Source organism: Phenylobacterium sp. (genome assembly GCF_036563385.1).
Classification (GTDB): Bacteria; Pseudomonadota; Alphaproteobacteria; order Caulobacterales; family Caulobacteraceae; genus Phenylobacterium.
The window spans coordinates 761,964-773,331 of sequence record NZ_DATCML010000004.1 but is presented as its reverse complement, the minus strand read 5'-3'; the positions used below and the strand labels follow the sequence as shown (position 1 = coordinate 773,331).

Here is an 11,368-nt window from a genome sequence, read left to right as displayed (position 1 = left end):
GCCATACTGGCCGCGATGACGCGGTTGCTGATCTACGAACCCTCCTTCCGGAGGCTGGCGGGCTCGATTCCATCCGGGATCGAGCCCGTTCTCATGGGCGAGGACGGGATCCTCCGGCTTGAGGGCCGGGAGGTGACGCCGGAGGACGCCGGCGCCGTCGCCGGCTGGGCCAACGCCGACGTGTTCTTTGGTCCGGCGGTGCGGCCCTACATGGTCGCCCTGCTGAAGTCGCCCCACCTGCGGTGGGTGCAGAGCGGCGCGGCGGGCTTCGACCAGCCGATCTTCGGCCAGCTGGTGCAGAAAGGCGTGACGCTCACCACCAGCCACGGCCAGGCGCTGGGCATGGCGGAGTACGTGCTGTGGGGCGTGCTCGACCACTTCCAGCGCGGCCGCGAGCGCCGAGCCGCCCAGGGGCGCCACGCCTGGGAGCGACTGCGCTTCCGCGAGATCAACGGCTCGCACTGGCTGGTGATCGGCTACGGCTCCATCGGACAGGGCGTCGCCGAGCGGGCGCGGGCCTTCGGGGCGCGGATCACCGGGGTGCGGCGCAACCCCGCGCCGCATCCCGCCGCCGACGCCATCGCGCCGCTGGAAGACGTGCCGCGCCTGCTGCCCGAGGCCGACGTGGTGGTCCTGTCGATCCCACTGACGCCGGAGAGCCGCCATCTGGTCGATGCGGACTTCCTCGGCGGGATGAAGGACGGCTCGGTGCTGGTCAACGTCGGCCGCGGCGGCCTGGTGGACGAGGCGGCCCTGCTCGCGGCGCTGGACGCCGGCCGGCCCGAGCACGCCGTGCTCGACGTCTTCGAGACCGAGCCCCTGCCCGCCGACAGCCGCTTCTGGGACCATCCCCGGGTGACGCTGACCCCGCACGCCTCGGGGATCACCGATGGCCAGCACGTGCGCAACGACGCCCTGTTCGTGGAAAACCTCGGACGCTTCGCGCGCGGCGAGCCGCTGCTCAACGTGGCCGATCCGAAGGATGTCACGGCCGGATAGGCTCTGCGGCGGCGCCGCGGGCTACTCCGTCCAGAGCTCGTGGATGTCGCCCTTGCGGTTCAGCATGCGCACGGCGCGCTTCACCACCGTCAGCAGACGCTCTCGGCGGGCCTGCTCGTCATAGGTCATGGAGCCCTTGGCCAGTCCCTCCAGCAGGAAGCGGCCGAGGTCCCGGCTGGTCTGGAAACGGGGATCGTCCCCGGCCTGCACGATCGCCCCAAAGCGCGAGCCCACCTGGGCGTGGTCGAAGGCGCTCTGGGCGGCGGCCAGACGCTCGCGCAGCATCGGGTCGGTGCGGGCGGCGGCCTCCAGCTCGGCGAAGGCGACGAACGGGATCTCGTGCAGCAGGCTCCAGTAGCTGTCGATGGCGTGCTCGGCCGAGTCGACGCCCGGCGGATGGGGCCGGGAGCCGGCCTCCTCGAACAGCCGCGCCCGCTCCAGCTCGATGTGGGCGACGGCCGCCTCCACCAGCTCCTCGCGGCTGGCGAAGTGGTAGAGCATCGCGCCACGGGTCAGCCGGGCGGCGTCGGCGATCATGGCGTTCGTCGCCGCGTGGTAGCCCACTTCTGCAAACAGCCGCATCGCCGCGTCGAGAATACGCGCGCGCGTTCGCAGCGACTTCGGCGTCGCCTTGGCCGGGTAGGTTCTGGCGTCCATCGGGACCAATTGTTGGGCGACCTGGGGAGGGTCTGCTCTAGCTGAATACCTACCAGCACAAGGGGAGTTCAGGCCAGAGCTTCAAGGGCGCAGCTGCAGGTTTCACGAAACCGACATGCAATCACCCTAGCGACTGGTCAAAATCCAGGCGGTGAGGGGTGCAAAGTGGGCGATCCCGGAATCCAGCGTTATCGCAGCGTGTTCCTCTCGGACATTCACCTGGGCACCCGCGGCTGTCAGGCGGAGCTGCTCCTGGACTTCATCCGGCACGTGGAATGCGACCGGCTCTACCTGGTGGGCGATATCGTCGACGGGTGGAAGATGAAGAGCGGCTGGTACTGGCCGCAATCGCACAACGACGTGGTCCAGAAGATCCTGCGGCTGGCCCGCAAGGGCGTCGAGGTGATCTACGTCCCCGGCAATCACGACGACCGGGTGCGCGACTTCTGCGGCGTCCACTTCGGCGGGGTGGTGGTGGCGCGCGACGCCATCCACGAGACGGCCGATGGCCGGCGCTTCCTGGTCACGCACGGGGACGAATTCGACGGCGTGGTGCAGCACGCCCGCTGGCTGGCCTTCCTGGGCGACTGGTCCTACCGGGCGCTCCTGGCCGCCAACACGCTCACCAACCGCCTGCGGCGAAGGCTCGGCTTCGGCTACTGGAGCTTCTCGGCCTTCCTGAAGACCCGGGTGAAGAACGCGCTGCACTTCATCGAGAACTTCGAGCAGGCGGTGGCGGACGAGGCGCGCCGGCGCGGGGTGGATGGCGTCATCTGCGGTCACATCCACAAGGCCGAGATGCGCGACATCGACGGGATCACCTACGTCAACGACGGCGACTGGGTGGAGAGCTGCACGGCGCTGGTCGAGCACTGGGACGGCCGGCTGGAGATCCTGGAGTGGGCCAAGCTGCGGCACTGGTCGCTGCTCGACCGGGGATCCATCCTGCCGGAGCCGACGCCCCGGGCGACACCGCAGCCGCTGGCGGCGTAACGCCGTTCGTTTGACAGCGCCGCCGAATTGATGACAGTGCGGCTGCCATGAAACCGCCCCTGCCCCCCAGCCTGCGCGACCGGCAACGGGCGGAGACCCGCGAGCAGATCCTCGCCGCCGTCGGGCGCCAGATGGAAAGCGGCGCCGCGCTCGAGGACCTGAGCTTCGCCGACATCGCTCGGGACGCGGGACTCGGCGAACGCACCGTCTACCGCTACTTCCCCACCAAGGAGGCGCTGCTCGGCGCCTTTTGGGCCTGGATGCAGAACCAGGCGGTCTCGGCCGCCCCCGCCGAGAAGCCCCGGCCCCGGGCGATGCCGCGCGTGCGGGAGGCGATCACCGCCGCGCGCGACACCCAGCGGCCCATGCGCATCCTGTTGGCCACCGACGCCTGGGAGCCGCAGGTCAACGGCGTGGTCCGCACCCTCACCCGCGTGGTGAAGGAGCTGGGGGAGATGGGCCACACCGTGGAGGTCATCCACCCCAACCAGTTCAAGACCTTCCCCCTGCCCACCTATTCCGAGATCAAGGTGGCGATCGGCGTCTACGAGCCGGTGCAGGAGCGCTTCAAGGCCTTCGAGCCGGAGGCCATCCACATCGCCACCGAAGGGCCGATCGGGCTGGCGGCCCGGCGGATCTGCGTGGAGTGGAAGCTGCCCTTCACCACCAGCTACCACACCCGCTTCCCGGAATACGTCTCGGCGCGGCTGCCTTTGCCGCTGGCCGCCGGCTACGCCTACATGAAGTGGTTCCACAAGCCGTCCGGCCGGCTGATGGTGGCCACCCCCACCATGCGCGACGAGCTCACCCAGCACGGCTTCCGCAACATCTCGGCGTGGTCCCGCGGCGTGGACACCGAGGTCTTCCGGCCGCGGCTGGCGGGCGAGCCTGACGTGTTCGAGGGCCTGCCGCGCCCCATCTTCCTCTATGTGGGCCGCGTCGCCGTCGAGAAGAACATCGAGGCCTTCCTCGGCCTCGACCTGCCGGGCACGAAGGTGGTGGTGGGCCCCGGGCCGCAGCTCGAAGAGCTGAAGGTGAAGTACCCTCAGGCGGTGTTCACCGGCTCCAAGTCGGGCAAGGACCTGGCCGACGCCTACGCCTGCGCCGACGTCTTCGTCTTCCCTTCGCTCACGGACACCTTCGGCCTGGTGATCCTCGAGGCCATGGCCGCGGGCACCCCGGTGGCCGCCTATCCGGCCCCGGGCCCCATCGACATCATCCCGGACTCCGGCGCAGGCGTGCTGGCCAAGAGCGCCACCGAGGGGCTGCGCGAGGCCTGCCTGGCGTGCCTTGACCTCGACCGCAAGGCAGTGCGGGCCTTCGCCGAGCGGTTCTCCTGGCGCGCCTGCGCGGAAGACTTCCTGAAGAACCTGCAGCCCTACCCCGAGCCCGAGAAGACCCGGTTCTGGCGACGCCTGCGCCGGCTGGCCAGGGTGCGCCGCCGCCGGCCGGAAGCCGTCTGACCAAAAAAAAGCGCCGCGGCCGTAGCCGCGGCGCAAGGCCGGGAAGCCCCAGCCGGGGGACCTCAGCTGGTGGGGCGGGCCATCACCGGCATCGCCTGGGCGGCCTGCTTCATGGCGTTGTGCTGGCCGGCCGGCAGCGGGATCAGGCCCCGCTGTTGCAGGTAGCCACCACGGCCACTCGCAGCGTCGGAAACGAACTCCGCCACATACTCTCGCAGGCCCTGTGTCGTCGCGAGCCGCGACTTCTTCACGTAGATGTAGAGCGAACGAGACAGGGGGTAGGAGCCGTCGGAGATGGTCCCCGGCGTCGGACGCACGCCGTTGATGGTGGCGGCCTTCACCTTGTCCGGGTTCTCCTCCAGGAACGAGTAGCCGAACACGCCCAGGGAGCCGGGGGTCTTGGTCAGGGTCTGGACGATGGCGTTGTCGTTCTCGCCGGCGTCGACCCAGCCGTTCTTGCGCAGCGGATGCACCACCTGCTTGAACCGCGCCTCGTTGTTCGAGCGCAGTTCGTCCGCGGTCGGGAACCGGCGCGCGCCAGCCTCGATGCCCAGTTCGAGGAAGGCGTCGCGGGTGCCCGAGGTGGGCGGCGGGCCATAGACCAGGATGCGCGTGCCCGGCAGGCCCTGGCCGACCTCGTCCCAGGTCTGGTGCGGGTTAGGCACGAACCGGCCGCCCTTCAGCACCGTCTGCGAGAGACCCTGGTACAGGTGCTCGATGCGGAAGTTGTAGTCGGGACTGTCCTTGTCGGTGGCCACGACGATGCCGTCGAAGCCGACCTTGATCTGCACGATGTCCTTCACGCCCTTGGCGGCGCACTGGTCCCATTCGCTCTTGCGCATGGGTCGCGAGGCGTTCGCGATGTCCGGGAAATTGTCGCCGGCTCCGCCGCAGAACAGCTTGATGCCGCCGCCCGTGCCGAGGCTCTCGATCTTCGGCGCCTTCTTGCCGGTCTTGCGGGCGAACTGCTCGGCCACCCGGGTGGCGAACGGGAACACGGTGGAGGAGCCGGCGGCCCAGACGTGGTCGCGGGCGGCGTGGGCGGCGGTGGCGGGCGCCAGCAGCGCAAGCGCGGCGCAGCACCCCAGGATCGTCTTCATGGGAATTCTCTCTGCCTTTGGGGTCAGAAGTCGAACTGGGCGCGGAACTGCAGGGTCTTCACGTCCACGTCCTGCGCCACGGCGGGGTTGTCGTTCTCGCTTACCGAGTAGTTGGCCATGAACCGGACGTACGGGTGCGGGTACCAGTTGGCCCCCAGGGTGACGGCCTGGTACTCGCCCGCCGTGGCGACACCGCGGACATCGGTCAGGTCGACGTTGTCGTAGCGGACGCCGAGTTCCAGCGCCCCCATGCCGCCGCTGGTGACAGGGTTGAGGATCCGCGTGCGGTTGAACTCGCCCTTGTTGGCTTCGTAGCGGCGCGTCTCGCCGGTCGGAAACCAGCTGGCCTGCACGTACCACGCGCTGAGGTCGGCTTCCGCGTCGGCCAGGCGCTCGACGTTCACCTTGGCCCATTCGCCCTGCACGGAGAAGTTCCGGTAGACCCAGGCGCCCTCGACGCCGAGCATCTGGTCCTTCACGCCAATGGCGCCGGTGGAAACGTAGCGAGCGCCGTAGTTGGTGTTGTTGCGCGTTTGGTAGGTGAAGTTGGCCTGGTCCTCGCGGTTGCGCTGGCGCGCCCAGACGCCCAGGTGCAGCGCCTGGGTGTCGGTGAGGATCGGCGCGTAGGTGACGCGACCGTTGAAGCCGAAGACCTCCTTGGAGCCGGTCCCGGCGTTGGTGGCCACGTCGGCGTTGTTGACGCTGTCGCCGGAGACCGCCACCGCGGCGGTCCAGTTCTGGCCGTTGAGCTTGGCCTGGACGTTCATCACCCGGCCGATATCGAGCACGTCGTTGAACGGCCCGCGCTCCATGAACACGATGTAGCGCGACGAGGTGATGTTCTCGAGGCTCACCGTTTTGAAGTTGCCGACGCTCAGGCTGGTGAAATCGTTGGGCCGGTACTCGAGGATCAGGTCCTCCCACTGGGTGGAGCCGCCGGCCGACGCGATGCTGGCCTCGGCCTTGTAGGACCAGTTGGTGTTCCAGGTGCCCTCGACCCCAAGCCGCGCGGTCCGCAGGCGGGTGTTGCTGGCGGTGAAGTCCGCGCCCACCGCGCGGTCCACGTCCTGATAGATATAGTCTTGGTACACCCGGCCGCGGACCTTGAAGGTCAGGCTGTCGTTGGCCCATTGCGGCGCCCCGCGCCACTGGACCGTGGTGTCCTGGGCCTGGGCCTGGCCGGCCGCCAGCACGAGCAATACGCCCGCGGCGGCCCCGCCGATCAGCGAGGTCCTGGTTGTCATTGTCGTTGGATCCTTGTCTCGATGTCCCCGGGCGTCCCGAAGGGCGCTGGACCGGGGCTTACCGAGCCTCCAAGACAGGACAGCTAAGGTTCCGCGACAGCCTCACGGCGATCCCGTGAAGCTCCTATGACAGTGTTTACCCGCCCTCGGAGGAAGGGAACGGCAGCCGCTACAGCAAGCGGCTGCGCATCGCCTGGCTGAGCAGGTCGATCAGCGACACGGCCACGACGATGACCACCACGATGGCCGAGAGCTCGCCGTAGTTGAAGGCGTTGAGGCTCTCGAACAGCACCTGGCCGATGCCGCCCGCCCCGATCAGGCCCAGCACCGTGGCCGAGCGCGAGTTCGACTCGAAGCGGTACAGCGCATAGCTGGTCCACAGCGGCGCCACCTGCGGGATCACGCCCCAGACGATTTCCTGCAGCCGACTGGCGCCCGTGGCGCGGACGCCCTCCACCGGGCCCTTGTCGATGGACTCCACGGCCTCGGAGAACAGCTTGGCAAGCACGCCCGTCGTGGCGATGGCCAGGGCCATGACGCCGGCGAACGGCCCCAGGCCCACGGCCACCAGGAAGATGGTGCCGATCACCAGGTCGGGGATCGAGCGCAGCAGGTTCATCAGCAGCCGCATGGGCTGCTGCAGCCAGGCCGGCGCGATGTTGCGCGAGCAGGCCAGGCCGAACGGGATCGCCACGATGATCGCCAGGAAGGTGCCCCAGATGGCGATCTGGATCGTCAGCCACATCTGCTGGATGTAGATGCCGAGGTTGCCCCACTCCGGCTGCAGCAGCTGGCGGCCGTAGACGCGCATGTTCTCGGCGTTGGTGAACAGCCGGCTGAAGTTGCGCATCTCCACCGGCCCGAAGGCCAGGATCAGCAGCGCGATCACCGCGCCCCAGACCAGGAAGTCCGGCGCGCGCTGGGCGAACGAGCGGGTGGGCGGCGTCAGGTGCGCCGCCGGCGGGACGGGATCGACCGGGCTCATCAGACGTCCGGCTCCACCGCGCGCTTCTGGGCCGCGGCCGCGCGGATGCGGTCGAACTCGGCCTGGGCCTTCTGGATCGCAGCCTGGTCGCCCTTCTTGCGGGCGTCGGCCAGCACCTGGCCGGCCTCCATCTCGCGGATCGGGTCCAGGTAGCTGTCGTCGGCGGCGCGGAAGCCGCCATAGGCCAGGCCCTTGAGCACCTGTCGCTGGCGGTCGGCTTCCGGGCCCGTGCCCGTGCCGTAGGTCAGGAAGAACTGGCGCATCTTCTCCTTGATCGCCGGGTCGAGGTCCTTGCGGGCCACGATCGAGGATTCCGGGATCGGCGGCGAGCGCCAGATCACCTCGACCTTGGCGGCGATCTCGGGGTTCTGCCGGCCCGCGAACAGCAGGCCCACGGTGTTGTTGGTCGCCACGTCCACCAGGCCGTTCGCCACCGAAAAGACGTTCGCCTGGTGATTGGCCGAGCGGACCGCCTTGAAGCACTGCGCCGGCTCGAAGTTGCGCGGCGTGAACAGGTAGGTCATGGGCGCCAGCGTGCCCGAGGTCGACTTGGCGTCGCCCAGGCCGAAGGTCAGGCTCTTGTCGCAGGCCAGCACCTTGTCGAGCGTGACGCCCGAGCCCTTCCGCACGATCAGCACCGAGCGGTAGGAGTCCTCGCCGCCGGCGTCGACCACCCGGCCCAGCACCTGGGCGTCCGCGCGGCGCGTAGCCTCCAGCGCCGGCAGGGCCGAGAACCAGCCCACCTGCACCTGGTTGAAGCGCATCGCCTCGATTAGGGAGGTGTAGTTGGTGGCGAAGTAGGGCTTCACCGGCACGCCGATCTGCTTCGACATGTCGTCCAGCAGCGGCTGCCAAAGCGGGCCCATGGACTGCTGGTTCTCGGCCGACAGGATCGAGAAGGTCAGCTGCTTGGGCGTCGCCCCCGCCTGGGTGCTGGGCTCGCCGCCGCAGGCGGAAAGGCCCACCAGCGCAGCCAGCGAGAGGCCGGTCAGGACACGGCGTCCGATCATTGCGGGGCTCCTTCCCAGAACACGTCCTCGAACTCCGGCCCGTAGATATCGATGAGCTGCTCGCGCTGAAGGCCGCCGGAGGGTCCGTCGTAGACGATCTTGCCGGCCTTCAGGGCCACCACGCGGTCGCAGTAGCGCAGGGCGTAATCCACCTGGTGCAAGGTGACGACGACGGTCAGGCCGTCCTGCTTGTTGAGTTCGCGCAGGCTTTCCATCACCCGGCGGGCGGAGACCGGGTCCAGCGAGGCCACCGGCTCGTCGGCGAGGATGATCTTGGCCTTCTGCACCAGGGCGCGCGCGATGGCGCCGCGCTGCTGCTGGCCGCCCGAAAGCGTGTTCGCCCGCTGGGCGGCGTAGTCGGCGACGCCCATTCGGGCCAGGGCGGCCATGGCGGCGGTCTTGGTCTCCGCCGGCCAGGCGCCGAACAGGCCGCGGGCCGAATCGATGCGCCCGAGCGAGCCCAGCGCCACGTTGGAGAACAGCGACAGCCGGCCGACCAGGTTGAACTGCTGGAAGATCATGCCGATGCGCGTGCGGGTCTTGCGCACGTCGCGGGCGATACGCCCGTTCTCCTGTACCGGCCCGCCGAACGCCTCGATGCGGCCTTCGCCGCCATCGATCGTCTGCAGCGCGCTGATCGAACGCAGCAGCGTCGACTTGCCCGAACCCGAGGGTCCGATCAGGGCGATCATCTCGCCCTTGGCGACTTCGAGGGAAACCTTGTCCAGGGCGCGCCTGGCGCCAAAGGTCTTGGACACGTTCCGTATGGACAGAACGGCGGCGTCAGGCATGGACGGCGAATTTTCCCCAGTTGCACGCGCAAGCGGGCGAATTTCGCCTTGCCTTGCGACGGCTTCATGACACGGACCCCGCCAAAAGGTCCAGCGGCCTCAGGCGCCTAAGCGCCGCAGCGCCCTTAGCGGGATCGCAGCACGCGGGCTAGAACTCCTGCCAGCTGTCCGTCGCCAAGGCGGTCGCCCCCGCGGTTCTCGGCCGCAGGGCGGTGCGAGGCTCCTGGCGCGGCGCTTCGGGCGCAGCAGCCGGTTTGGCGGGCGCGGCCCCGCTCAGCGTGAACCGTTCCACCAGGACCTCCAGCTCGCGGGCTTCCTGCGCCAGCACCCGGCTGGCGGCGGTGGTCTGCTCCACCATGGCGGCGTTCTGCTGGGTGACCTGATCCATCTGGTTCACGGCGGAGTTCACCTGGTCCAGACCGGACGCCTCCTCCTGGGCCGAGGTGGCGATGCGGGTGACGAGCTCCGACACCTTGCCCACGTGGTCGACGATCCGATGGAGGGCCTCTCCCGCCTCGCCGACCAGCGACACGCCCTCGGCGACCTGCGTCGTCGATGCGGAGATGAGTCGCTTGATCTCCTTCGCCGAGTCGGCCGACCGCTGGGCCAGCGCGCGCACCTCCGAGGCCACGACGGCGAACCCTTTGCCGGCGTCCCCGGCGCGGGCGGCCTCGACCCCGGCGTTGAGCGCCAGGAGGTTGGTCTGGAAGGCGATCTCGTCGACCACGCCGATGATCTGGCTGATCTCCTGTGCCGAACGCTCGATTTCGCTCATGGCGACCACCGCCCGGCCGACCACCTCGCCCGAGGATTCGGCCTCGAGCCGCGCGGCGGTGACGGCCTCGCGGCTCAGTGAGGCGCTCTCCGACGTCTGCCGCACGGTGGCGGTGATCTGGTCCAGGGCGGCCGCCGTCTCCTCCAGGCTCGCCGCCTGTTGCTCCGTGCGGCGGGAGAGATCGTCCGCGCCGTTCGAGATCTCGCCCGTGCCCGAGCGCATGGAGGCGGTGGCGCCGGAGATGGCGACCATGGCGCGGTTGAGCGACTGGACGGCGCCGTTGAAGTCGGCGCGTAGCTTCTCGTACTCGCCCGGGAAGGCCGTCTCGATCTGGACCGTCAGGTCGCCGGCGGCCAGGCCTTCCAGCGCGGTGGCCAGGGATGACACCACCGTGGCCTGCTCCTCCGCACGCGCCCGGGCGATCTCCTCCGCACGTCGACGCTCCGCTTCGGTGGTGGCCTGGCTGGCCTCCTGATCCTGTCGCAGCTGCTCCAGGTGGAGCTGGTTGTCGCGGAACACGCCCAGCGAGGTGATGATCGCGCCCAGCTCGTCCTTCCGCTGCAGGGCGTCAAGGTCGACCTCGTTGTCGCCGCGCGCCAGCCGTTCGGTCGCGCCGGCGATCGTGCTGACCGCGCGGCGGATATTGAGGACCAGGAAGATGCTGAGGCCGCCGGCGATGAGCAGCGTCAGCAGGGCGGCCACGATGGTCGCCATCTCCCCTGTCTTCGAGCGTTCCTCGGCGCGGAGCGCCTGCGCCCGGGTCTGTTCCTGCGCCCCGGCGACGATGCGGTCCAGGCGCTGGGTCATCTCCGAATATTGTTCCTCGAAGGGCGCCGCAAAGCCGGCGGCGGTGACGAAGTCGGCGCTCATCATGGCCGCGATGACGTCGAGCGCCTCGCGCGTTTCCTGCAGCTCCTTGATAAGCGCATCGAATTCCGGCTTCTGGGCCGCCGGCGCCGACTGCTTGGCCTTCCCGAGCTCCGCCTTGATGGCGTCCACCTCGAGAAGCAGGTCAGCGGTCTGGCCGGCGATCTTCTCCGGCTCGATCTGCGCGCCCTGGTGGGCCAGCAGCAGATAGAGGGTGCCGTGCACCTCGGTGATGCGCGTGGAGATCTCCTGCATCCGTACGCTGTGGGGCATGTCCTCGCTGACCACCCGGTGCAGCTCGGCCCCTTGCCCCCGCTGGAGCAGGATCGAACCCGCGGACATCAGGGCGAGCATGACAATCGCGAATGCAGGCGCGAGCCCAATCTTCACGATGAGGGGCAGGTCTTCCAGGCGAAGCCGCTTCACGGGCAGATCTCCAGCAATGTCGGCCGGAATACTTGCGCCAAATAACTAACAGGCTCTA

At 69.1% G+C, this 11,368-nt stretch carries 10 protein-coding genes and 1 pseudogene; 4 read left to right on the top strand and 7 right to left on the bottom strand.

Annotated features, from left to right (window positions below):
• Positions 1–24 precede the first annotated feature (24 nt).
• Positions 25–999, top strand: coding sequence for a D-2-hydroxyacid dehydrogenase (locus VIL67_RS04700; protein ID WP_332047680.1), 975 nt, complete (start codon positions 25–27; stop codon positions 997–999).
• 21 nt (positions 1,000–1,020) lie between these two features.
• Here the strand turns inward: VIL67_RS04700 and VIL67_RS04695 are convergent, their stop codons facing one another.
• Positions 1,021–1,656: a TetR/AcrR family transcriptional regulator gene (locus tag VIL67_RS04695; protein WP_332047679.1), complete on the bottom strand. Its 636-nt coding sequence runs from the start codon at positions 1,654–1,656 to the stop codon at positions 1,021–1,023.
• A 165-nt stretch (positions 1,657–1,821) separates the two neighbouring features.
• Between VIL67_RS04695 and VIL67_RS04690 the strand changes: the two genes are divergently transcribed.
• The 3 genes and pseudogenes from VIL67_RS04690 to VIL67_RS04680 all read left to right on the top strand — a co-directional run bounded on the left by VIL67_RS04690 (position 1,822) and on the right by VIL67_RS04680 (position 4,112).
• Positions 1,822–2,649, top strand: coding sequence for a UDP-2,3-diacylglucosamine diphosphatase (locus tag VIL67_RS04690; RefSeq protein ID WP_332047678.1), 828 nt, complete (start codon positions 1,822–1,824; stop codon positions 2,647–2,649).
• A gap of 47 nt (positions 2,650–2,696) precedes the next feature.
• Positions 2,697–2,885 (top strand): annotated as a pseudogene (locus VIL67_RS04685) (TetR/AcrR family transcriptional regulator); the annotation flags it as partial.
• A gap of 129 nt (positions 2,886–3,014) precedes the next feature.
• Positions 3,015–4,112, top strand: a complete 1,098-nt coding sequence (locus tag VIL67_RS04680; protein WP_332047989.1) for a glycosyltransferase family 4 protein — start codon at positions 3,015–3,017, stop codon at positions 4,110–4,112.
• A 62-nt stretch (positions 4,113–4,174) separates the two neighbouring features.
• Here the strand turns inward: VIL67_RS04680 and VIL67_RS04675 are convergent, their stop codons facing one another.
• From VIL67_RS04675 to VIL67_RS04650, 6 genes are all read right to left on the bottom strand, one after another.
• A complete protein-coding gene (locus tag VIL67_RS04675) occupies positions 4,175–5,212 on the bottom strand; it encodes a substrate-binding domain-containing protein (RefSeq protein ID WP_332047677.1) in 1,038 nt (345 codons plus the stop codon).
• 23 nt (positions 5,213–5,235) lie between these two features.
• On the bottom strand, positions 5,236–6,456 hold the full coding sequence (locus tag VIL67_RS04670) for an OprO/OprP family phosphate-selective porin (RefSeq protein ID WP_332047676.1): 1,221 nt from the start codon (positions 6,454–6,456) through the stop codon (positions 5,236–5,238).
• A 169-nt stretch (positions 6,457–6,625) separates the two neighbouring features.
• Positions 6,626–7,441 carry a phosphonate ABC transporter, permease protein PhnE gene (phnE, locus tag VIL67_RS04665; RefSeq protein WP_332047675.1) on the bottom strand — a complete coding sequence of 272 codons (816 nt, stop codon included), beginning with the start codon at positions 7,439–7,441 and terminating at the stop codon, positions 6,626–6,628.
• Entirely contained in the window at positions 7,441–8,451 is a 1,011-nt protein-coding gene (gene phnD / locus VIL67_RS04660) for a phosphate/phosphite/phosphonate ABC transporter substrate-binding protein (RefSeq protein ID WP_332047674.1), read from the bottom strand. Before phnD ends, phnE begins: the two co-directional genes overlap by 1 nt.
• Positions 8,448–9,242, bottom strand: a complete 795-nt coding sequence (phnC, locus tag VIL67_RS04655) for a phosphonate ABC transporter ATP-binding protein (protein ID WP_332047673.1) — start codon at positions 9,240–9,242, stop codon at positions 8,448–8,450. Before phnC ends, phnD begins: the two co-directional genes overlap by 4 nt.
• A gap of 148 nt (positions 9,243–9,390) precedes the next feature.
• On the bottom strand, positions 9,391–11,310 hold the full coding sequence (locus tag VIL67_RS04650; RefSeq protein WP_332047672.1) for a methyl-accepting chemotaxis protein: 1,920 nt from the start codon (positions 11,308–11,310) through the stop codon (positions 9,391–9,393).
• Positions 11,311–11,368 lie beyond the last annotated feature (58 nt).

Excerpts from the sequence above, each read along its gene's own strand:
- VIL67_RS04695 (WP_332047679.1), bottom strand. The coding sequence starts at position 1,656 with ATGGACGCCAGAACCTACCCGGCCAAGGCGACGCCGAAGTCGCTGCGA.
- VIL67_RS04680 (WP_332047989.1), top strand. The coding sequence starts at position 3,015 with ATGCGCATCCTGTTGGCCACCGACGCCTGGGAGCCGCAGGTCAACGGC.
- VIL67_RS04675 (WP_332047677.1), bottom strand. The coding sequence starts at position 5,212 with ATGAAGACGATCCTGGGGTGCTGCGCCGCGCTTGCGCTGCTGGCGCCC.
- VIL67_RS04670 (WP_332047676.1), bottom strand. The coding sequence starts at position 6,456 with ATGACAACCAGGACCTCGCTGATCGGCGGGGCCGCCGCGGGCGTATTG.
- phnE (WP_332047675.1), bottom strand. The coding sequence starts at position 7,441 with ATGAGCCCGGTCGATCCCGTCCCGCCGGCGGCGCACCTGACGCCGCCC.
- phnD (WP_332047674.1), bottom strand. The coding sequence starts at position 8,451 with ATGATCGGACGCCGTGTCCTGACCGGCCTCTCGCTGGCTGCGCTGGTG.
- phnC (WP_332047673.1), bottom strand. The coding sequence starts at position 9,242 with ATGCCTGACGCCGCCGTTCTGTCCATACGGAACGTGTCCAAGACCTTT.